This is a genomic window from Paenibacillus sp. 276b, from assembly GCF_900107875.1.
GTDB lineage: Bacteria > Bacillota > Bacilli > Paenibacillales > Paenibacillaceae > Paenibacillus > Paenibacillus marchantiae.
In genome coordinates this window covers 449,332-471,006 of sequence record NZ_FNRR01000002.1, presented here as the reverse complement: position 1 = coordinate 471,006, position 21,675 = coordinate 449,332, and the positions used below count along the sequence as shown (strand labels likewise).

The following is a 21,675-nucleotide window of genomic DNA, read 5'->3' as shown; positions in this document are numbered from 1 at the left end:
ACATCATGCCCGCTTCTCATATGAAGATAGTGTATCATAATCTTTAGTATATTGTCCCGCAAACTGGGATTTACCCTGACGTTTCATATGAACTACACACGCTTCACAGCATCCAAGCGGCATCTCACTCCGATAAAATCCGGTGCGAAATACGTGATTGCCTCCACAGTCCTCTTCCTTTAGTTCGACAGAGCCCCTAGCGACCGACACAATCATCCCACAACTGACACAGTAAAAGCGGTCCGTTTCAATCAATGATATTCCTTCCCCTCACAAGGAGCATTGAAGTCCCTGTTATTTGTCGTTAGACGCTGAATTTTGATACATTTTGTATCTAACTCGTAATTTACTTGACACCGGGACTAATGTCAACCCCTTAAAGGTTTAAAAAGAAATGAAATGCAAAAAAAGCTCTATAAATGCGACTAAAGTCTCGCATTCATAGAGCCTTTTCAAGTACAAATGATACAATTCGGCACATAGTATGGGTTAATACTATCATTCAGTTTTTTCATGCTCAGTCTCGGTATCTCCATTCTTCGGATAATACCAAAGCAATGTCCAATCGTCCCCATCCTTTACGATATAACAATTCTGCACGATTTTAAATTGACCAAAGGTTCCCGTAAACTTCTGGGTAACACCAATACGATATGCCTCTGCAAATGGCTTAACGCCATCAATTACCGTAACGTCAAACTCTCGCTCTGGTTTTTCCATCTCCAGATCAAAGGTTTCCACCCCAAAATGCTGCATGAAGATATGCGCTCTCGACTGTAAATAAGCGCTTTTGGGAAAGCGCTCTTTCATCAATGGATGAAACAACTCCCATGAACTGCCGAAATCACCCGTCTGCTCATATTTGTAAAACTCTTGGGCAATGGAAGCAGCTTCATCCGGTGCATCTGCACGAAACAGATATGGGATGGTTCTGACTATGAGCCACAACAGCAGCAGCACAAGTGCTATGAATCCGATCTTTTTAAGTAACGCATTCCGGTTCCTTCTTCGCAGCATGCCCCGTCCCCCCTTGTCCTACTTCCATACTTATGATGGATAGCAAGCAAGTAGAAGCGGGAACTAGCGAGCAGCATTTCCTGGGAAATCACTTTCTTTTGACTGATGATCGCCTTGGAGACCTGAATCTTCTGAAAACGACATTAACCCCTATATATAAGACAATTCCGCCACATCCGCCAAGCAGATCTACGCCGACATCACGGATTGAACTCGTCCGGTTAGGGCTGAACTGTTGAATATATTCATCAATGGAGGCGATAACCGCTACTACGGCCAGGGCAGCAGCGATACAAGTGAACATCCGCATTTCCCTGTATCTCAGCCCACCATAGATAAGCACCGCCAGCACAGCATATACAAATAAATGTGCACTTTTCCGAAATATGAACTCAACAAAATCATACGGTCGTTGTCTTAAGGAATAATCAAGCTCACCGTATGTGAATTGCACATCAGGTAGCGCAAATCCGATCTTTACCTTTTCAGACCATTTATGCAGCCAAGGCTGGATGGTCTGCTGCTGATATGATTGGGTCGAAAAGTGCCAAATCACCAAAACCCACGCCGCAATCAGAAGCAGTGACAAGATATAAACATAAGGTCGTTTATTACGTCTATGCTTATGCCTTCGTTTCCCGTAATCCTCCTCCATAAGCATGGTCCTCACCACTTTCATAAGCCTTTCATTATTTCTGTTTATTTCTCCAAATGTTCTTCAATTATTCCGTGAATGCGATCTTTTTCCTGCTGATCCACGATGTAATAATAAATCCCATTGATTTTCTCGCCTTTACCCTTGATCTCCACCGTATCTACATTCTCCAGATCATTACGATAATCAAGGAGAAGTTCCTTCATCTCATCAAAAGTAACATCCGTTCTGACATGAGTACCTAGTTCATCAAGCATATTCTGGATATGAAGTACACTGGAGAATTGCATCGTATTCTTAAGCATCTGCTTCAGAACCTCACGCTGTCGATCATTACGACCCAAATCCCCTTTCGGGTCATCATAGCGCATTCTTGAAAAACCGAGCGCAGCAACACCGTCCAGATGAATATTCCCTTGATCATAACTCTGGCCCTCATAATCAAATGCAAAAGGATTATTTACATCCACGCCTCCGACCAGGTCAATGATTTTGGCAAAGCCCTCCATATCCACTTTCATATAATAATGAATGGGGACTCCCAAAAATTGCTCAACGGTATTTACCGACATGTCCACGCCTCCGAAGGCATAAGCATGATTGATCTTATCTACTGTATTGTGTCCCACAATGTCTGTCCTTGTATCCCTTGGAATATTAAACATGAGCACTTGTTTTTTTCCTGGGTTCACACTCAGTACAATCATCGTATCCGAGCGCCCTCGATCATTAGGACGCTCATCCACGCCAAGAATAAGTGCATTAAAAGGCTCTTTACTGTTGATATCCACAGGTAGCCCACCTCTGCTATCTGTGACCGAGACGGGCTTTACAGGATTCCGGGGCTCATAGATTTGGTCAGCGGTTGATTTAACGGATTGATAGAGATATATGGCATAACCAAATACAACAACTACAAACAAGGAAACAATCCAGATGGTAACTTTCATCCACTTTTTCATGTGTTCTTCCTCACTCACATTCAAGATGATGAATAGCGGTTAAATGATTGCTGCCGCTTTCCCTTCCAGCTTCGTCAAACCCGGACGACCTACCGAATAATATTGAAGATTAGACGCCTGCACCTGTTCAGCACTATACAAATTACGACCATCAATCATAATTGGATCCTTCATGATTTTGACCAGTTCATTCAAATCGATATGAGCGAATTCCTTCCATTCAGTCAAAACGCACAAAGCGTCTGCTCCTTCCGCAGCATGAAGTGGATTCTCTTCCCACGTGATGGAAGCTACATCTACCTCTTTACGGAAATTCGCAGTTGCGATGGGATCGTAGGCCTTAATGACTGCTCCAGCATCACTTAAATGCTGAATGATATCGATCGCTGGAGCATCCCGCACGTCATCTGTCTCCGGTTTAAAAGCTAACCCCCAGACAGCAATTGTTTTTCCTTTTAAAGATCCCAGCGCCTCTTCCAGTTTGTGAATGACATGTAAACGCTGATCTTGGTTTACTTGGACAACGGATTTTAACAGTCTGAAATCATAATCGACCATGCCTGCGATCTGAATTAAAGCCTGTGTATCTTTTGGAAAGCATGAACCTCCATAACCAATGCCTGCCTTCAAAAAGGAAGCTCCTATACGCTTATCATAGCCCATGCCTTCGGCTACTCTTGTAACGTCGGCTCCTACTTTTTCACATATATTCGAGATTTCATTAATGAATGAGATTTTGGTTGCGAGAAATGCATTGGAAGCATATTTAATCATTTCGGCTGATCGAATATCCGTAATGATCAGGTTCTCGGTCAATGGCCGATGAAGTTTCTTCAGTGTTTTAATTGCCCGATCACTGTCTGTTCCAATGACAATCCGGTCAGGATTCAGCGTATCCTTGACCGCAGATCCTTCCCGGAGGAATTCGGGAACAGAAGCCACATCGAAAGGCTGAGATGAAATACTGCTAATCAGCTCACGGACACGATCATTGGTGCCTACAGGAACGGTGCTTTTGGTCACGATAATTTTGTAGCTTTCAATGTGACTTCCAATCTCTATAGCTACTTGCTCCACATAGCTCAGGTTGGCTTCGCCGCTCGGAAGAGAAGGCGTGCCTACAGCGATAAAGATAATATCCGACTGGCTAATCGCTTCAGCAATATTGGAGGTGAATGATAGTTTGCCTGCTTGCATGTTGGAAGCCATCAACTCTTTGAGGCCAGGCTCATAGATGGGCACGTTGCCCTCGTTGAGCATCTCTACTTTGGCCTCATTGTTGTCCACACAGATGACTTGGTTGCCGATCTCCGAAAAGCATACTCCCGATACAAGACCTACATACCCTGTTCCAATCACCGCAATATTCATCTTGTTTTCCCCCAATTCACGCAATTTTGGATAATATCTGTCCATTCCATCTCGATTCGCACGATATCCTCTTCCACCAGCTCACTGCCCATCTGAACTTCAATGATTTCAAGTTCGGTTACGGCTTTCACACTGTGTTTACTACCTGCCAGGATGGAGATAACATCCCCTTGATTAAGCAATCTCAGTTCACCATCCAGAATCAGTTCGCCCTGTCCCGAAACAACTGTCCATACTTCATTTCGTTTGAGATGGTATTGATAAGAAAAATTCTTATCTGCCTCAACAATAATGCGTTTAGTTAATACCTCTTCTCCTCTGGCATTACGCGTGTAATCAAGCACTTTGTAACAACCCCAGCGGCGTTCCTCATACATAGGACGTTGATTATCATCCTTAAGAATCTCTTTAATCTGTGGACTTGCCTCTTTCTCACTAACCAGAATTCCATCCGGACTGGTCGCAACAATAAGATTGGATACTCCCAGCACACACACCGGAATATTCAACTCATTGATCAGATGTGTGTTTACCGAGCTATTCGTCATTACACCTTTGCCCACAATATGGGTACTCATTTCGTCCGTCAGCGTATTCCATGTGCCGAGATCTTTCCAATATCCCTCATAAGGTGTAACCACAATGTGACTGGCTTTTTCGACTACTTGATAATCAAAGCTAATTTTCTGTAATCTTCCGTATTGTTTGAGCATCTCTTCATACTGAATTGGCAGTTCAAGGGAGATCAGCAGATTAATCAGATAGTTCAGCTTGAATGCAAAAACCCCGCAATTCCAAAGGGCAGATTGCTCTATCATCTCTGCCGCTTCAGTCTCACAGGGTTTTTCTTGAAAACGTGATACTTTGGCGTAATGGTTATGTTCTTCGGTTTCATGTGGATCAGGAATAATATAACCGTATTTCTCTGAAGGATAAGTGGGCTTTACCCCGATTAGTGCGAGCTCCGCACCAGACTCATCCAACACTCCTTCAAGCTCTGTAACTTTATAGAAAAAGGATTCCTCCACATATGGATCAACGGGAAGTACAGCAACCGTTTCGTTCAGACTGACGCCCTGTACCGAGTACAGATAAACAGCTGCCAAGGCAATTGCGGGAAAGGTATCTCTGCGTTCCGGCTCTACGACAAGATCAACCTCATCGCCCAGTTGACTCCGCAAAATCTCCACCTGTGGCTTACTCGTTGCAATCGTGGCCTGTTCGCTTAATCCCGTATGCTGCAGTTGCCTCCATACCCGTTGAACCATGGATTCCGTCTGCCCTTCAGGGCCCTCCAGTACTTTCAAGAACTGCTTCGATCTCGTATCGTTGGATAAGGGCCATAACCTCTTGCCTGATCCACCGGAGAGAAGTACGATTCTCATGGTTATCACTCCACTCTCTATATTTTACACACATTGAGCCCATTTTTTTTAAATTGTTGCGGTTTTTTCCCTATACTTAGGTGTAGGTTGAGAGATCGTTTTTGAGGAGGTATCCATGTTTGCCGTGTTTACTTCATGAGTCCATATTCGATAATATCCCGAGTTTTTCCCGTAGGAGTTATCAATCAGTACATTGGGTTTTGACATAAGGCAGGATAAGATATGTCCGTGTAATCTGGAAGAATGAATCATGCGATAATCCGCGAAACAACGAATAGCCTTATTCACCAGATAATCACTATATTTCATCCATAGAAACTGTGAAATGGCTCGTGACGCCCGCTTTTTCAGTCCTTTACTGATGTAATAAATAAGTTTCTTTTCATATCTGTTATATAATGTTGGCCAATCTAAGTAGTCACCTTGCTGCTCTGTTGAAATCGAAGATTGTTGAGAGATTTGTTCAATATCTGTTCTAAAGAAATTCAACTTTTCTTTACGTGGGGATCGTTTCAATTCAATTGGCCATAATTGATGTGCCATATCAGGAATTAAAGCTACCTCACAGTTGGGGAAATTCTCGGATGCAATTTGAAACGATACTTCATCTCTAACATATATATGGAGATCTGGATGTTGATTAAAAATAGCAGCGGTTCTTTGAAGAGCAGACGGATCCTTATAAAATATCGTCTGAGGAAGAATCACAATCTTATGATTCGGATAATGCTGAACAATATTTTCTCTCAATTTTTGATGTGCTTCGTATAAATCGCCAAAATTCCCGCCACCATGGAGTACAATAATTTGATCTCGTGGTATTTCAACCTGATAATCAAAATCATAAACACTATATCTATGGGTGACGCGAATACGGTGGTCTTTAAAAAAAGTCTCTGTTCCTTTCATAATAAGAAGATCACCACAATTGCTATGGACAGGGTAATCAATATAATAAATTTTGGAATTAGAAGGTATGATCTCCAGTATGGATTCAAGCCGTTTTTTCAACTCATCCATGGGATGAATCCTTTGCACGTTTGACATCTTTTCCGGCTCCTTTGAGTATATTTTTCTCTCTCAATCTTTCCTTTAGAAAAGTAATATCTTCCTTGTTGTACAGCATCTTATGCATAGGCATTTTGAAAATAATGGATACAGATGCTAATGACATCATTATGCGAACAAAGGAACCGAGCAATAATGCTAACCCTATTCCGTATAAGCCCAGTAGTGGAGTGAGCACAAAAAATAAAGTAATCGTCACTGCCAATGCTACAATCTGCCGGAGTACGATTACACCAGGTCTTCCCAACGCATTAAACGCCGAAGCCAGAATCCAGGATCCTCCGCCAACAATGCATTCCAGAGATAACAAATAAAACACACCGCTAGCTTCAAGAAATTCCGGTCCGAACAGTATTCCAATAAAAAAACGACCAATCAGCATACTAGGTATGATGATGATCGTCATAAGAACCATACTAATACGGAAGGCTCTGCCTACAAGAGTCAGTACCTTCTGCTGCTCCATGCCTGCGACCTTTGGAAAGATCACATTCGTTATCGCAGTCTGAACTACGTTAAACATTCGGGAGAGGGCAAAAACAACCGAATACAACCCAAAATCTTTGGGTGTAAGTAAAGCCAAAATAATTATTTTATCAAACTGGTTATACAAAGTACCAAGCAGCTCCACACCGTATACTCGAATACCATAACTGAATAGGTGAATACAGGTTCTAAATTGACTCACCAGCTTGCTTGCTGAACTGAATATTTGCTGCCTCATGGCATACATGTAACAGATTAATACAAGTATATTAGCTGCAAAACTAACAATGATTGCTCTTTCCACTGTTAATATGCCTGTTATCCACAGCAGTACCAGACCAACAAGATTAAATAAGGGAGCAAACAACCTTGATAGATTATAAATATGGAATTTATCCGTTCCTTGGGCGGCTGCTGCAAGCACTCCCATAAACAGCATTACAGGAACCATGGATACAGTATACCAGCGCGCAATGGAAACGACCGATTCCGAATATCCGGAGAGCCAGAAAGAGATGCCAAACCAACTTACAATCCCAGCTATCAAGCTGATAGGAATTTGAACCGCAAAACTCATGCTGATGTATGTTGGTAATTGATTTATGTTCTTTTTCACATTGTAGATTAACGAGGTTGGTAGACCAAATGCAGCTAGACCAGATATAAAGGCGGGCCAAAACAGTACAGCAGCAAGTTCACCTTTACCTGTTGCCCCGAACATTCGAGCTGTAATAATAGAAGTGAGAGTCGTCACAGCCATAATAAGAATATTGGCAACACTGGTCATAAAAATGGTCTGCACCATGCTAAGCTGCCTTGGCTTTTTGGCAATTGCCATATTCATCAGGTGTTCAGTCCTCTGCTGTTCCGGAAAGACCCTACGATCGTTCCGTTACGATAAGATATTTTTACAAGCTGGCTCATAACCTTCTGTACATTATTCATACATAACAAAATGAGCAATCCTGCCTGTGCAATTCGGATAATGTGCTTAAACAAACCCCAACTACTTTTATTATATCTTGTTGCATCACTAATTCCCTGCCAGTACATCCTTCGTAACAACCATCGCTTATTTAATCTGCTTTTGGAGATTTTGTGTTGCACTGAACCATATGGAGTGTAATATATTTTGTATTTCTCCCGTATTCTACTGATTAGTTCACTTTCTTCGCTTGAAAGCAAATTGTTTCCAACCCGCCCCAGATCTTCTCGAAAAGGCTCGATATTATCAAATACACTTTTACGGAAGGAAACATTAGCTCCAAAAGGGAAATATGGAGGCTTCATCTCAATTACCATATCGGAAAAATCCATCAGTGTGTATAAACCTATAATCTCGTCAGGTATCCAAGCCGGTTTTCCACCTTCCCAAATAGGATCTATTTTCCCGCCAACACATCCAATTCGCTCATCCAGTTCAAACACATTTATCACTTCTTGAATCCACGATGGGGATGCCAATGCATCATCGTCCAAAAACATAATAAATTCACCTTTAGCTTCTCTTATCGCACGATTCCTGGCATAAGAGAGACCAAGCCGACTCTCAAAAATATAACGGACATTTTCGGGCCAGTGTGAATCATGAAATAACTCCTTCGTATTATCTTTGGAATTATTATCAATAACTAGCACTTCAAATTCAATATTGATGTCTTCTTGAGCAAGCACACTGTGGACCGCTTCAACAGTGTCGACAGCTCTATTGTGCGTACATATGACTACCGATGCTCTCATAATTCCACCTCTATGCTTTGTTTTCGTTTAATTTTTTCAGTGAAACTCCCGGTTTGGTTCAGGTAATCTTCATAGCACTCTAAATATTTTAGGGACATCTTCCTCCAATCGTTAAGAAGAGCAACTTTTCTTGAGGACTGGCCCATTTCAGTCAAACATGCCTTGTCTTCTATCAAGTAATTAAGAATAGTTGTCAACTGTGTTACATCATTAGGATCTTCCAAAACAATTCCAGCTTGATCCTTTTCATTACTTCCTTTTATGATTTCAGTTACGCCGGATTCCTCCGTTATAACGACCGGTATTCCTGAGGCAAGAGCTTCGAGTACAACCAGACTGCAAGCCTCATAACGTGACGGGAAGATAAAGAGATCCACATTGCGCATGATATGTCCCATATCCTTGCGATAACCCAAAAAATGAACCTGATCTTCAATATTCAGATCCTTAGCCATTTGAGGATAAATGCTTCTGTTGGTAGAACCAGCTACAACAAGAGATAGCTGAGGCACGGATACCATTGACTTTAGCACGGTGTCCAGGTTCTTTCTTGGACTGCTGATATCACCAGCAAAAAGACCTACAACCCGGCTAGGGTCGATATCCATTTTGCTCTTCTTCCCAGCTTCAGTGGGATAAAATTCACGCACATCCACTCCATTGTGAATGACTTGCACCTTATCATGCTCAATGCCCAATTTAATTAGTTCATTCTTCACTTTCTCGGAAACAGCAATAATCTTACCACTTTTGCGAAAAGCGTAACGTTCGAGATAAGCATTCACAAGGGTGTAAAGACCAAAATACCAACGTTTCCAAGAGCGATGTACGCGGAAACTATGTACGGGGGATTTAATCCATGTGCTGTGTACAAAGTGAACAGCATTGATGTCCCCTTTAGCCCAGGTGATAAAACCATTGACCATGACAAGATCAACCTGTTTTGTCTTTCTTAGCTTGCGAATATGAATCGCACTTTCAAACGCAAAAATTTGATAGCGTATTAGCTGCGGCAACTTGACAGAAGGAAACACCTTTATCCATGTTATCCCCTCTTTTTCAAGTAATTGAGGGTCCACTTCATTAGCAACCATAATGACCTCATGGCCTTGTCTCAAAGCCTCAACTACAACCTCATAGTTGACTCTGCCTTGTCCCTCTCCTTTAACCACCCTATGGGTAACAATACATATTTTCATCCTTAATCCTCCTAGATTCGGACATGAAGATTGTGGATATAATCAGGCTAATTGCTTCAAGAGCTGACCTCGATGTGACCACAGGCAATGATTTACAACCCAATCATATCCGTTATTTCCCATCGTTTTGGCTAGCCTCTCATCGGTAATCAGTTCTTCAATACGTTTGGCGATTTCCTTCTCATCCAGAGGATTTACGAGATAACCGGTAACTTCGTCCTTTACCGCATCGGGAATTCCACCACTATTCCCGGCAATCACAGGTAATCTGTAGTAGTTGGCCTCGAGGAATACAATTCCGAAACCTTCAACATCACCCTTCTCCTTAATATCACGGCTAGGCATGATAAATAAATCAGAACATTCATATAACTGATGCAGTTCAAGGTCAGTGATCCCACCTGTGAAAACGACTACAGATTCCAACCCGTACTGTCTCACCAAGAGTTCCAATTGTCCTTTATGAGGCCCTTCCCCGCAAATCAGATATTTCAGATTAGGAATTCGTGTGATCATGTGACTAATGGCTTTCAGAGTGACATCATGCCCCTTTCGCTCCACCAGACGAGATACGGTGATCATTACTTTTTTACCGTGCAGATTATATTTATCCCGGATATCTTCGTGGAGCCCATTATAACCGTTTAATTTACTTACATTTAATCCTGGTGGAATAATGACAATTTGTAGCTCCGAAATGCCGAGCTCCACCAATTTTGACTTGGTATACTGACTATTCGCAATCACCTTGTCAGAGCGCCTTAAAATGAACAGCAGGAGTGGGAACAACCTACTGTTTACCATCCCCATGACATCAAGACCATGAACATAAGGGAAATATTTCACTCCAAAACAAGCCTTCATAATCGGACCCGCGATACCAACCGGGAAAACATTGACAAAATGTATTTCCTCTGTTTTTTTACGCCACCTTAAAACAATAAGCTGTATGACCAAGATAATCTGCGATAGGATCAGCAGGATCTTATTTGAGTTCCAATAAATTCGTTTTCGAATAATCTCAAAATCGGCCTTCTGGTCAAATTGTTCGGATTCGGTAACATCTTTGATTTTGTTCGTTAGAACAGTGGCTTCTGCTGCAGGAATTTGGGTGATAAGCCCATAAGCATAATCATGAATCCCTCCTTTTTCCGGCGGGAAATCAATAGCAACAAATACTTTATTCATACGTTTTATCTCCCTTGAAAGACCTCATGGATCCAGCATCTATACCGTGTTCATAATGATATTGACCGTGTCTTTAGCGCATTTATTCCAGGAAAACAAACCTGAGTGACCTTTGCCTTTGTATGACATTTGCTCACTCAATTCTGGATCGGATGTAATCTCAATCAACCGTGATGCTGCATCTTTCGGGCTATCGGGATTAAAATACAAACCGGCATCTCCGCACACTTCAGGAATGGATGCGCGGGAAGATACAATCACCGGGCAACCCGTTGCCATTGCTTCTAAGGGTGGCAATCCAAACCCTTCATATAGGGAAGGAAAAATAAACCCTGCAGCATTTTCATATAGCGCCTTTAACTCTTCATCAGTAACATACCCCAACCAATTGATTGCATCTGAGTCGGCCCATCTTTGTTCACCAAATACTTTGTTGTTTTTGGAGCCAACAATAACTACATTCAAATTATGAGCTTCAATTTCAGGCAACACTTCAAAAATAAGGTTGAAGTTCTTGTAGGGATTCATCGTACTCACAGCCAAAATAAAGGGAGATTGAATCCCGTATTTTTCAATCGTTCCTTCCGCGGCTTTTTTCCGATGGATGTGATCAATGCCCAAATGAGTGACCGCCAGCTTATGCTCCGCGATCTTACAGTGCTGCATCAGCTCTGCTTTGGAGAAATGAGATACGGTAATAATTTTCTTAGAGGTTTTACCCAGACGAACCATTAGAAATTTGTACCAGACACGGAAAGCAAAAGAGAAAGCCTTCGGGTAATTGAAGACAGCAGCATCATGAATCGTGACTATCTGGTTTTTGTTAAAAGCAGGGCCTGTATTGCACAAATTAATTAACAAACCACCCTTGGCATAAAAGGGAAGTTCAAGCTGCTCCCACAGATGTCCTTTCAACTTACCAACCACTTTGTGGCGCATATGCTTGAATGCTGGTTCGTTAAGTATATTGGCAGGAGACAATAGACAAAATTCATAACGATTTCTGTCAATTTCACCCCGATCAATCAATTGATCAATTTCTTTCACTAGTTCCAGTGCATATCGCTGAACGCCTGTTACAGTCTGGGTTAAAAAACGAGCATTAATATATATCTTAATCATGTGTATCTCCAGCTCTCTTCAAATATTCTAAACGACCTGTCACGAGGTTTTCCGAAGCAGAAGCTCCTGTGAACGCCTCATAATAAAGCCCAACAAGTTCTTCGTTCATCCGAGCAGCGCTAAATTTCTCCTTATAGATGGCATAACCTGCCTCACCCATTTTCACCAACTCAGCCATGTTTAGGTTCTTAAGGATGTTCAACAGGTTATGAGAATGTTCAATGTCAAAAATATATCCACTTACACCCTGTTGAATGAGTTCTGGTAGAGCTCCGCGGTTACTTCCAATGACAGGTTTGTGGTTCTTCATCGCTTCAATAGCCACAAGTCCGAATCCTTCCCATCTGGATGGCATAATGACTGCATCGCATTGCTGATAATATCGATCTATCTCCGCGTTATTCACCCAACCAAGACGAATAACGTTTTCGGGGAATTCCCATACATTCTCTTCAAGTACATTATCTCCGATAATATATAGGTGAATATGTTGCTTCATTTCGGGATTTTCTTTAAATAGATTTAATACAATATCAAGCCCTTTTTGTCGGTCATATCTGCCCACGAATAGCAACTTAATGATGTTAGTTTCTTCCGAAGGTTCGCTGAATTGAATCATGTTACTAGCATTGCGTTCACGTACACCGTTATAAACGAGTTTGGACTTGGAGGCGGATAGTCCCAAATGTAAAGATTGTTCAAGTTCATATCTCGAAATATTAACAATGACATCCGTTTTAAACTCCATCAGCTTTTCTATTAAAAAATATCCTTTTTTGTATATTGGCTTTGTATCCATTAGAAAAGCCCAACCATGGGAACAATAAAAAACAATTGCCTTCTTGGGTCGCACAAAAAATAACCCTCTTGCAAGCAGGCCTGCAAATGAGCTGTGAATGTGAATAATATCCGGTTGCACTTCCTCGATAACTTTATGAATCTGTCGCATGGCTGAAAGAAAATATTTAGGATGTCGTTTGTATTTATAATACAGAATATGACTCGGATCCAGCTCAAAATGGGTGGCACTGTTATGCTCACTCATCAGCAGATAAACATCAAAATATTGCTGTTGATATCCAACAACTTCATTTATATAAGTCGCCATTCCACCAACAACGTACTCGCCGATGTGTAAAATCCTCATTTTCCCCTCAACCCGCTTTCTGTGGTATATCTCTTGAATCACGAGAATAAACAAGAGCCATACCAATAATCATCCAGAAAAAAATGTTGGCTGGGAACATCTCCAGTACATTCGTTGTAAGGCTTGCAGCAGCTACCCCCGCCCCAAGTGCGATTGCCATCTGAGGCAGACGCAACGGATTTGAATCCGAAAGTATATTCATTTTTTTCACGAGCGAGATAACAATCCACATAAATAGAACAATAAAATACATCAGCCCGATCCATCCCGTCTGTTCATAGAAAGAAAAGTATTGATTATCGACAGCAAAGTTATTGGAATCCAAACCGATAATCAGTGTCCTGCGGCTGGCAGCACCAACGGAACCAATTCCATTTCCAATCGCTCCATTCATCGTAAACGGGGAGGTAAGATTGTTGCCCCATGACTGCAATCGATTCAGTAAAGAGGAACTAGAAAGAAGGTTATTAGATTCAAGCAAAAGCCTTCCGAAGAACACAACTGCTGGAAGCAAAATGAAGGTGAACGCCAAAATTAATGTATTCTTTTTGGTATACTTTCGAATTTGAAGAAAAAACATAACCACTTGGTACACAATCCAAAGAACCAAAGCAGAACGAATCGTGGATAAAAGTAAAAAACTGATTGTCACTATCTGAATGATTCCTCGAAATATTCGGTGATTCACAGCCATTTTGGTCCTTTCCGCAATCAATCCTGTAATCACCAAAGTATACGCATAGCCGTCAGGCGAATAGGTGATGGATGATAAACGAGGCACACCTTCAAAATAATTTTTAATATTCACACCATAGATAAAACCAAGTGAGATCAACTTTTCAATTCCAAGTGAGTACTGAATCAACCAACCCGCAATTAATAAGAAAAAAACAATTAGGTTTGTTCTGGCAAAAGGGTATATGCCTTGGTTTTGTGAGAGGAACATTCCAGTGAATATCATAATTAACGGAAAGAATGTTATTTTTATGCCATAAATAAGTGTTACTACGCTTGCACCCAGCAGCAGATTAAACGCACCCAGTACAACAACTGACCCCAAGATGAATAGAAACGGTCTGATAAACGTAGTATGATTTCGGTACACTTTGCTTAGAGCAAAGATCGCCACCAATACCATCCCCAAGTCCTTAAGTGAACGAATGATGAGATTATCAACATAAATAGAAACCAAACCATAGATCGACAGATAGATCAGTAACATATGGGTAGTTGTCATGAGCAGTGGATACTGTGACTCCGGCTTTTCATATACATTCACATGGTGCCTGGCATTTAATGATGTGATTTGCATTTTACCCTCCACGCCTGATTAACTTTTCGTATATGTCCATATGTTCTTTAAGAAGATAGGCTTCATTAAATGTTTGGCTATGTGCATAGCAATGCTGCTTCAATTGAACCTTATCCTGTTCGGGCAGATAATAATATTGAATTATCCCTTGAGCAATAGCCTCTGAACTGAATGCAGGAAACGAAAATTTATCCGGTTGAACCAGAATCTCTGGCATTCCTCCTACACGAGAAGCATATACAGGCGTGCCAACCTGATAAGATTCGATCACAACTCTTCCAAAAGGTTCAGCCCACGTAGAGGGAACAACGGTAAGATCCATCTCTTTCATCTGTGGGGTAATCTGAGATTTATCCAGTTTCCCTCTGAAAATAATACGTGATTCTGACCCTGCTAACTGTTTCAAATGCTGTAGCAGTGGACCATCCCCAAAAATATGCAGGTTGCCCACAATGTCCTGTCCAAGACTTTTTACCGCATCAATTAGATATTGAACGCCCTTTACTTCCGTTAATTGCCCAAAGTAACCGATATTCAATGGCTGATGATGGTGTATCTCCTTCTGTGCATACAACTCCTGGACATTGTTATTTTCCTCTACAATGTTATGAACGACATGTTTGGAGGATCGTTCGAAGAATCCAAGCGTTGTATGACTCCCAAGTATATGATTGGATATACCAATTACCGAAGATATCATTCGGCTGTATCTTCTTGATATTCGTCTATATAACCTGGAATAGGCAGATATTTTGATCGGGTCAATTAATGAAAAGTCACGTAGCGTATGCACGACTGGAATATTCAATTCATGTGCAGCCTTCCAGATTGCCAGACTCAGACCAGGGATATTTTGTGTATGAATAATAGCAGGTTGTACTCTGGCTAAATACGCTTTGATGTATCGATATTGCTTAACATTAAAGATATCCTGGACTCTCCACATCATCTTATTGGCAACTGACGTTTCTTGTACGGAGTCCCCGATCCAATACCGATTGTTGTAGGGCAGCCGTGAGATTTCAATCCCGTTAATCATCTCTGTACGTACTTCCCCTTTTTCGTGTCCACCTACAGTAATGACTTTGACATCATAATGACGATTCATCGTCTGCGCCAGAATTTGTGTTGATATCTCTGCGCCCCCAATGATATGGGGTGGATACAAACTGTGAGCAATTAATACTTTTTCCATTCTTCTCAACTCACTTTAATCAGCTTCATGGGGTTTGCTGCAGCATCGCCCGGTAATGGTCAATTGTAAGCTTTAATCCTTCTTCCAAGCCAACCTCCGGTTCCCACTTTAAGATTTCCCGTGCCTTATCAATTACGGGTCGCCTTACTTTTGGATCATCTTCTGGCAACGGTAGAAATACCAGATTACTCTCTGACTGGGTTAGCCTTTTAACCAAACGAGCAACTTCAAGTACGCTATATTCCGTGGGATTACCAATGTTGATAATTTCTCCATTTGCTCTATCTACAGCCATCAGCTGCTGTAGTCCTCGAATGTTATCATCCACATAACAGAACGAGCGTGTTTGTGATCCGTCACCGTACACCGTAATATCCTGCCCTGTCAGTGCCTGTGTTACAAAGTTAGAAATAACACGGCCATCATCGTTCCGAAGTCCTGATGAATACGTATTAAAAATACGCGCCACTTTCACGGGAACACTGTGTTTCGTGTAGTATTCATAACAAAAAACTTCACCCAAACGCTTGGCCTCATCATAACAGGCTCTAGGCCCCCAAGTGTTCACGTTACCTCGATAACTCTCAGGCTGCGGATGCACTTCAGGATCTCCATAAGCTTCACTCGTACTCGAATATAGGAACTTTGCTCCTTTGGTACGAGCGAGCTCCAACAAATGATAGGTTCCTCGAGTGTTCACCCAGATCGTTCCGATCGAATCTGCCTGATAGAACTTGGGTGAAGCGGGTGAAGCCAGATGATAGACTTCATCTACTGACTGATCTACCAGAAAATCCAATGAGTCGGGTAGCGTAACATCAGCTTCACGGAAAAAAAAGAGGGGGCTGTTAGCCACCTCTTGCAGATTTTTAGAAACGCCTGTTGAAAGGTTATCTATTCCTGTAACCTGATGTCCTTGATCAATTAATGATTTGACTAGATGTGAGCCTAGGAAACCGGCTGCGCCAGTCACTACAACATGTTTCAATGCGATCACGCTCCATATTATCTAAAGAGTTTGTTAAAATGTATTACTTTTGATCATAACGCCAACGGTTTTAAAAATGATAATGATATCCATCTTCATTGAGACGTTGGAGATATAGTGAAAATCATATTGCAGATTATGGTGAATCGGCTCCTTGCGAACATCACTTACTTGCCATAATCCAGTAATCCCTGGTTTCACCAGAAAACGTCTGCGCTCCAGATCCGTGTAGCTTTCTTCTACGATTCGCTTCATTTCAGGTCTGGGACCTATGAAGCTCATGTCACCCTTGATAATATTAAGCAATTGTGGCAGCTCATCCATGCTAGTTTTACGAAGTAATCTACCCAGCCGTGTAATTCTTGGATCATTACTTGTCGTTGGAGATACGCCATATTTCGGCGCATCCGTACGCATCGTTCTGAATTTATAAATACTAAATTTAACTCCGTTTTTCCCGTAACGTTCTTGTCTGAATATTACAGGTCCTTTGGAATCAAGCTTAATCATAATTGCTGCAACAAGCATGACCGGTGATGTAATCAGCAACAGGACAGCCGCAATAATAAAATCGATAAACGGTTTTATTACGTCAGCATATCCGCCAACACGCTGGGAGTAAGGCTGTTCTAATACTGCCGAAGTGCCATCCTTGGCCAGGGCTTCTCCACTCCCAAAGTATTCCGGTCTTGAAAGTTTCACAGACTATCCCCTCCTGCTACAAGCATTTGGTTCAATTGTTCCTTCATCAGAATCTCTTCGATCGCCATTAGGACCGGCGCACGCAATTCTTTATTTTTGAGAGCAAAATCAAGTGTGGTCAGTATATAGCCCAGCTTCTCACCGACGTCAAACCGGGAGCCTTCAAAATCATAAGCACTAATTCCTTCATCCCGATTCAGCATTTGCAGCGCATCCGTGAGTTGAATCTCACCACCTGCACCCACATTTTGTTCTTCCAGATACTCAAATACTTTAGGTGTCAAAATATAACGGCCCATAATAGCCAAGTTGGAAGGTGCTGTACCCAACGGGGGTTTTTCAACCATGCTGTTTACAGAGGATAAGCGTCCCTCTGTATGCAGGGGATCAATAATTCCATAGCGGTAGGTTTCACTTGGACTCACCGTTTTCACACCGAGTACAGATTGTTTGACCTTCTCATATTGCTGAATTAACTGCTTCGTGCACGGTACTTCAGAAACCACAATATCATCGCCGAGCAATACAGCAAACGGTTCATTGCCAATAAAGTTTCGAGCACACCATACCGCATGCCCGAGTCCCAGCGCTTCCTTCTGCCTTATGTAATGAATATCAACGTTGGAGGACTTCCGGACTTCTTCCAGTAAGCTGAGCTTTCCTTTTTCGAGCAGATTTTGCTCCAGTTCAAACGCGCTGTCAAAATGATCTTCAATCGCACGTTTTCCCTTGCCCGTTACAATAATAATGTCCTCAATCCCGGAAGCTACAGCTTCTTCCACGATGTATTGAATGGTCGGTTTATCCACAATAGGGAGCATTTCTTTAGGCATTGCCTTTGTAGCGGGTAAAAATCGGGTTCCCAATCCGGCTGCGGGAATGATTGCTTTCCTCACTTTAGTCATCAAATACCACCCTATCCATTATTTTTTTTATGTTTAAAAGCATGAGTTGGATCACTTATTAAAATCCATGAAATCATGAAATAAATTGATGCAATTCTTACTTTTAATTTCATAAAAGGGCATCAAACCCAACCTCACATCACACCCTTGACGATATACGTCTAAGGTACACTACCCACAGTGTGACCGAGTGCCTACCTTGATAAAGGTATAGTAGACATCACCTTGACGACATTATTTGTGGATCAAATGTGTGCATTTTTTAAGCATTTTCCCCATAGTACGCATTCCGGCTCTTGGGCACCTGCACATTGTTCAAAACAGCTCCCAGGATACGTGCGTTCACATGTTCAAGATGGGCTTTTGCCTTTTTAACCAGATCCTTCTTGACCTTGCCCGCACTCACGACAAGAATGACGCCATCACACAATGAACTAATAATTAAAGCGTCCGTAACTGCAAGAACAGGAGGTGTATCAAATAAAATTACATCGTATTCGTCTTTTAAATCTTCAAGCAAAGCTGTCATTTTACGTGATCCAATCATTTCTGAAGGATTAGGAGGTATAGGGCCAGAAGACAGAACATGCAGCCCTTCCACTCCGGTTTCTCGAAGTACTTCCGTAACTTTATATTGGCTGGATAATACACTAGTCAGCCCCACATGGTTAGGAACATTAAACATGCGATGCACCGTAGGTTTACGTAAGTCCGTATCCATAAGCAGAACCTTTTTCCCCTCTTGTGCATAAGTAACTGCCAGATTGCCAATCGTTGTCGTTTTCCCTTCACCAGACAACGCTGAAGCAATCATGATCGTTTGGATCTGACTATCTATGGATGAGAATTGGATATTGGTTCTTAATTTCCGATATGCTTCAGATGATGTAGACTTGGGATTAGCCATAGTGACGAGGCTCCCTTGATCATTGGTTAACCGTGGCATACTGGCCATCACCTACCTGTTTTTGAGATGTTGTTGACTGTTTGGAAAAACGCGCTTCTTCTTTTCTGATTCTTGAAATAACAGCAAGTGCAGGTATACCCAGCTCTTTTTCCAATTCATCCTCCGTTTTCAACGTATCGTCCAAGTATTCCAACAAGAATACAAACCCTACAGCCAGCAGAAGTCCCACAAGAAAACTGATTAGGATGTTTATAAAGGGATTTACATTAATGGGTTTAGAGGGATCCGTAGGCTTGGCTTCACTCAGAATCGTCACGTTGTCCACTTTCATAATTACGGGGATTTGGGATTTAAACACTTTGGCAACGGCGTTTACCGTTTTCGCTGCTTTTTCAGAAGATAAACCAGTGGCGGTCAAACTCATAACCTGGGATTCGTTCGCGGTCGTTACCCGGATGCTCTGTGCCAGTTGATTCCCATTCATGCCTAGATCGGGGTATGTAGCAGCAACTTTATCGAGGATTGCTGAAGATTTGATTATTTCCATATACGAATTAATCACTTTAATGTTGGTTTGAATTGAACTAATATCAAGATTTGGAATACCTTGAGCATTATAAGCCTGGTTCACGATTAATTTGGCATTCGCCTCGTAAATAGGTACAGTCAAAAAATAATTTTTAACACCTGCCCCTATACAAGCAACTGCAACAAAGGCAATGATGATCCAAATTCGTTTTCGTAAAATTTGCATGTACTCTTTTAGCTCCATCTCGTATCCCTCCTATTTAAGTCAGCAAATTATGATGCAGATTGTCTCTTCTGTATATATTTAGCTGGTTACCAGAACAACAATCTACGCTTCATAATTACGGGTTCTTCCGGCTCTATGATTTGATTGTTCCAGACCGAGCACGCATTATTTTGCAAATTTTGAACTAGACGATCTCCAAATCGGCGTTCAAGCAGGTGATATGCAGCTTTCATTGAAAATGTTCTTTCTTCCAAATTATGAGCATCCGATGAAATGAAATGAAATCCGTTTTCTTTGCAAAAATGAAAACACCATCTCTGAACTTTTCGCCCGAAAAGTCCTATGACCGATTGAGCCGTGATTTGACATAAAGCACCTTGCCCAACATATTCAACCAATAAATCGGGATTGTTTTGGATTGGACGATTTCGTTCGGGATGAGCAATAATAGGAATGATACCCGCCAACTTAAGTTCTTGGAGTATCCCGGGGAACTGCGAGGGGATATGACCAAAGGGCAATTCCAGCAACATGTATCGGCTCCCGGCGAGTGTGCAGCACTTTCCTGCGTATAAGTCTGCAATCAAGTTGTCATGCACCCTGATCTCCTGTCCGGGACGGATCTCCAAGCAAATGTTGCGTTTGCGAAGTTCTGCATGTAGCAGGTCCACTGCCTGATTGACCACGTTGGGTTGATTGTTGTACTGCCCGTTCAGGTGATGCGGAGTAGCAATGATCGAGGTAATTCCTGAGGCTGCCGCTTTCTCAGCCATCGCAATGGACTGTTCCATATGAACAGGGCCATCATCCAGACCGGATAAAATGTGGCAGTGTATTTCAACCATATCCAAACGTCCTCAATGTATGATCCCCCTCGCCCCTTTATTCATTGCGCAAATGCTTTTGGTGTTAAAGAACTAATGCATAACGCTATGAAATATAGTAAAATGGCGTTAAGTACATGCTTGTTCAGAATATGTTTAGAATGTGTTCAACTCATATGGTAAAATCAATGTAATGATAGGTTTCCTGCAAGTTAGGTTGTTCCGATGCTTTCTCATACTGAAACCGGGAAACGGTCGGAAACTGAACTTCTCGAATCATTGTATTTAACTGTCCCGTTATATATAGTGTCTGCTCTTGCTGAATATGCAAGCTTGAATGATACAATGTGAGCTCACCGAAGGGCTGTTTCCATTGCAAACTTGCGTGGAGTCGTACACATACATGGCTATCTTCTACATCCAAACCAATCAGCATCTCTGATGATATGGGCAAGTCCAGATCGCTCAGGAAGGTGATCGCTCGTGTGTCCATACCAAGCAACAGAACGGGGCGTCTTTTGCGGTCTACCAATTTGCCATGAACCTCCTGAATGTACATATGGACATTTAATTTGAGATCCGCCCATTCCTGAATCATTGAATTCATGGCTTCATTCCTTTAGAATGGATTAGCTTGCAAGAGTTGCCCATACTCCTTCTCACAGGTATATTGGCTAGGCAACGTGGTCATACTTAAAATATCCCAAATGATACAATTTGTAACTCCATACGTTCAATTTACGATACA

22 protein-coding genes are annotated in these 21,675 nt (G+C 41.9%); all 22 read right to left on the bottom strand.

Annotation, left to right across the window (positions count from 1 at the left end):
* Positions 1-3 precede the first annotated feature (3 nt).
* A complete protein-coding gene (locus BLV50_RS32470; protein WP_143038119.1) occupies positions 4-255 on the bottom strand; it encodes a hypothetical protein in 252 nt (83 codons plus the stop codon).
* A 243-nt stretch (positions 256-498) separates the two neighbouring features.
* On the bottom strand, positions 499-1,017 hold the full coding sequence (locus BLV50_RS12885; RefSeq protein WP_090808083.1) for a hypothetical protein: 519 nt from the start codon (positions 1,015-1,017) through the stop codon (positions 499-501).
* Between the two features lie 88 nt (positions 1,018-1,105).
* Positions 1,106-1,678 (bottom strand): VanZ family protein, encoded by a 573-nt coding sequence (locus tag BLV50_RS12880; protein WP_177031177.1) that lies wholly within the window; start codon positions 1,676-1,678, stop codon positions 1,106-1,108.
* A gap of 38 nt (positions 1,679-1,716) precedes the next feature.
* A complete protein-coding gene (locus BLV50_RS12875) occupies positions 1,717-2,634 on the bottom strand; it encodes an LCP family glycopolymer transferase (RefSeq protein WP_063564500.1) in 918 nt (305 codons plus the stop codon).
* A gap of 39 nt (positions 2,635-2,673) precedes the next feature.
* Positions 2,674-4,005, bottom strand: coding sequence for a UDP-glucose dehydrogenase family protein (locus tag BLV50_RS12870; protein ID WP_072734350.1), 1,332 nt, complete (start codon positions 4,003-4,005; stop codon positions 2,674-2,676).
* A complete protein-coding gene (locus BLV50_RS12865) occupies positions 4,002-5,390 on the bottom strand; it encodes a sugar phosphate nucleotidyltransferase (protein ID WP_090808079.1) in 1,389 nt (462 codons plus the stop codon). Before BLV50_RS12865 ends, BLV50_RS12870 begins: the two co-directional genes overlap by 4 nt.
* 48 nt (positions 5,391-5,438) lie before the next feature.
* On the bottom strand, positions 5,439-6,410 hold the full coding sequence (locus BLV50_RS12860) for a polysaccharide pyruvyl transferase family protein (RefSeq protein WP_256337947.1): 972 nt from the start codon (positions 6,408-6,410) through the stop codon (positions 5,439-5,441).
* Positions 6,403-7,788, bottom strand: a complete 1,386-nt coding sequence (locus BLV50_RS12855; RefSeq protein WP_090808075.1) for a lipopolysaccharide biosynthesis protein — start codon at positions 7,786-7,788, stop codon at positions 6,403-6,405. Before BLV50_RS12855 ends, BLV50_RS12860 begins: the two co-directional genes overlap by 8 nt.
* Positions 7,788-8,684 carry a glycosyltransferase gene (locus tag BLV50_RS12850; protein ID WP_090808072.1) on the bottom strand — a complete coding sequence of 299 codons (897 nt, stop codon included), beginning with the start codon at positions 8,682-8,684 and terminating at the stop codon, positions 7,788-7,790. Before BLV50_RS12850 ends, BLV50_RS12855 begins: the two co-directional genes overlap by 1 nt.
* Entirely contained in the window at positions 8,681-9,883 is a 1,203-nt protein-coding gene (locus BLV50_RS12845) for a glycosyltransferase family 4 protein (protein WP_090808070.1), read from the bottom strand. Before BLV50_RS12845 ends, BLV50_RS12850 begins: the two co-directional genes overlap by 4 nt.
* A 42-nt stretch (positions 9,884-9,925) precedes the next feature.
* On the bottom strand, positions 9,926-11,071 hold the full coding sequence (locus tag BLV50_RS12840) for a glycosyltransferase family 4 protein (protein ID WP_090808068.1): 1,146 nt from the start codon (positions 11,069-11,071) through the stop codon (positions 9,926-9,928).
* A gap of 39 nt (positions 11,072-11,110) precedes the next feature.
* Entirely contained in the window at positions 11,111-12,193 is a 1,083-nt protein-coding gene (locus tag BLV50_RS12835; protein WP_090808066.1) for a glycosyltransferase family 4 protein, read from the bottom strand.
* Positions 12,186-13,340 (bottom strand): glycosyltransferase, encoded by a 1,155-nt coding sequence (locus BLV50_RS12830; protein ID WP_090808064.1) that lies wholly within the window; start codon positions 13,338-13,340, stop codon positions 12,186-12,188. Before BLV50_RS12830 ends, BLV50_RS12835 begins: the two co-directional genes overlap by 8 nt.
* 7 nt (positions 13,341-13,347) lie before the next feature.
* Positions 13,348-14,652: a hypothetical protein gene (locus tag BLV50_RS12825; RefSeq protein ID WP_090808062.1), complete on the bottom strand. Its 1,305-nt coding sequence runs from the start codon at positions 14,650-14,652 to the stop codon at positions 13,348-13,350.
* A 1-nt stretch (position 14,653) separates the two neighbouring features.
* Positions 14,654-15,847, bottom strand: a complete 1,194-nt coding sequence (locus tag BLV50_RS12820) for a glycosyltransferase family 4 protein (RefSeq protein WP_090808060.1) — start codon at positions 15,845-15,847, stop codon at positions 14,654-14,656.
* Positions 15,848-15,872: 25 nt separating this feature from the next.
* Complete coding sequence (locus tag BLV50_RS12815) at positions 15,873-16,835, bottom strand: SDR family NAD(P)-dependent oxidoreductase (RefSeq protein WP_090808058.1); 963 nt, start codon at positions 16,833-16,835, stop codon at positions 15,873-15,875.
* A 33-nt stretch (positions 16,836-16,868) separates the two neighbouring features.
* Positions 16,869-17,537, bottom strand: a complete 669-nt coding sequence (locus BLV50_RS12810; RefSeq protein WP_218135393.1) for a sugar transferase — start codon at positions 17,535-17,537, stop codon at positions 16,869-16,871.
* On the bottom strand, positions 17,534-18,442 hold the full coding sequence (gene galU / locus BLV50_RS12805; RefSeq protein ID WP_053783444.1) for a UTP--glucose-1-phosphate uridylyltransferase GalU: 909 nt from the start codon (positions 18,440-18,442) through the stop codon (positions 17,534-17,536). The genes BLV50_RS12810 and galU overlap by 4 nt, the downstream gene beginning before the upstream one ends.
* Before the next feature lie 262 nt (positions 18,443-18,704).
* On the bottom strand, positions 18,705-19,388 hold the full coding sequence (locus tag BLV50_RS12800; protein ID WP_090808056.1) for a CpsD/CapB family tyrosine-protein kinase: 684 nt from the start codon (positions 19,386-19,388) through the stop codon (positions 18,705-18,707).
* Positions 19,369-20,121, bottom strand: a complete 753-nt coding sequence (locus BLV50_RS12795; RefSeq protein WP_090808054.1) for a YveK family protein — start codon at positions 20,119-20,121, stop codon at positions 19,369-19,371. The genes BLV50_RS12800 and BLV50_RS12795 overlap by 20 nt, the downstream gene beginning before the upstream one ends.
* A 68-nt stretch (positions 20,122-20,189) precedes the next feature.
* Positions 20,190-20,948, bottom strand: coding sequence for a tyrosine-protein phosphatase (locus BLV50_RS12790; RefSeq protein ID WP_090808052.1), 759 nt, complete (start codon positions 20,946-20,948; stop codon positions 20,190-20,192).
* Positions 20,949-21,099: 151 nt separating this feature from the next.
* Entirely contained in the window at positions 21,100-21,534 is a 435-nt protein-coding gene (locus tag BLV50_RS12785; RefSeq protein WP_090808050.1) for a hypothetical protein, read from the bottom strand.
* Positions 21,535-21,675: the final 141 nt, after the last annotated feature.

What these genes read in the sequence shown, in the direction of transcription:
- BLV50_RS12885 (WP_090808083.1), bottom strand. Translation starts at nt 1,017, where the DNA reads ATGCTGCGAAGAAGGAACCGGAATGCGTTACTTAAAAAGATCGGATTC.
- BLV50_RS12880 (WP_177031177.1), bottom strand. Translation starts at nt 1,678, where the DNA reads ATGCTTATGGAGGAGGATTACGGGAAACGAAGGCATAAGCATAGACGT.
- BLV50_RS12875 (WP_063564500.1), bottom strand. Translation starts at nt 2,634, where the DNA reads ATGAAAAAGTGGATGAAAGTTACCATCTGGATTGTTTCCTTGTTTGTA.
- BLV50_RS12870 (WP_072734350.1), bottom strand. Translation starts at nt 4,005, where the DNA reads ATGAATATTGCGGTGATTGGAACAGGGTATGTAGGTCTTGTATCGGGA.
- BLV50_RS12865 (WP_090808079.1), bottom strand. Translation starts at nt 5,390, where the DNA reads ATGAGAATCGTACTTCTCTCCGGTGGATCAGGCAAGAGGTTATGGCCC.
- BLV50_RS12860 (WP_256337947.1), bottom strand. Translation starts at nt 6,410, where the DNA reads ATGGATGAGTTGAAAAAACGGCTTGAATCCATACTGGAGATCATACCT.
- BLV50_RS12855 (WP_090808075.1), bottom strand. Translation starts at nt 7,788, where the DNA reads ATGAATATGGCAATTGCCAAAAAGCCAAGGCAGCTTAGCATGGTGCAG.
- BLV50_RS12850 (WP_090808072.1), bottom strand. Translation starts at nt 8,684, where the DNA reads ATGAGAGCATCGGTAGTCATATGTACGCACAATAGAGCTGTCGACACT.
- BLV50_RS12845 (WP_090808070.1), bottom strand. Translation starts at nt 9,883, where the DNA reads ATGAAAATATGTATTGTTACCCATAGGGTGGTTAAAGGAGAGGGACAA.
- BLV50_RS12840 (WP_090808068.1), bottom strand. Translation starts at nt 11,071, where the DNA reads ATGAATAAAGTATTTGTTGCTATTGATTTCCCGCCGGAAAAAGGAGGG.
- BLV50_RS12835 (WP_090808066.1), bottom strand. Translation starts at nt 12,193, where the DNA reads ATGATTAAGATATATATTAATGCTCGTTTTTTAACCCAGACTGTAACA.
- BLV50_RS12830 (WP_090808064.1), bottom strand. Translation starts at nt 13,340, where the DNA reads ATGAGGATTTTACACATCGGCGAGTACGTTGTTGGTGGAATGGCGACT.
- BLV50_RS12825 (WP_090808062.1), bottom strand. Translation starts at nt 14,652, where the DNA reads ATGCAAATCACATCATTAAATGCCAGGCACCATGTGAATGTATATGAA.
- BLV50_RS12820 (WP_090808060.1), bottom strand. Translation starts at nt 15,847, where the DNA reads ATGGAAAAAGTATTAATTGCTCACAGTTTGTATCCACCCCATATCATT.
- galU (WP_053783444.1), bottom strand. Translation starts at nt 18,442, where the DNA reads ATGACTAAAGTGAGGAAAGCAATCATTCCCGCAGCCGGATTGGGAACC.
- BLV50_RS12800 (WP_090808056.1), bottom strand. Translation starts at nt 19,388, where the DNA reads ATGCCACGGTTAACCAATGATCAAGGGAGCCTCGTCACTATGGCTAAT.
- BLV50_RS12795 (WP_090808054.1), bottom strand. Translation starts at nt 20,121, where the DNA reads ATGGAGCTAAAAGAGTACATGCAAATTTTACGAAAACGAATTTGGATC.
- BLV50_RS12790 (WP_090808052.1), bottom strand. Translation starts at nt 20,948, where the DNA reads ATGGTTGAAATACACTGCCACATTTTATCCGGTCTGGATGATGGCCCT.
- BLV50_RS12785 (WP_090808050.1), bottom strand. Translation starts at nt 21,534, where the DNA reads ATGAATTCAATGATTCAGGAATGGGCGGATCTCAAATTAAATGTCCAT.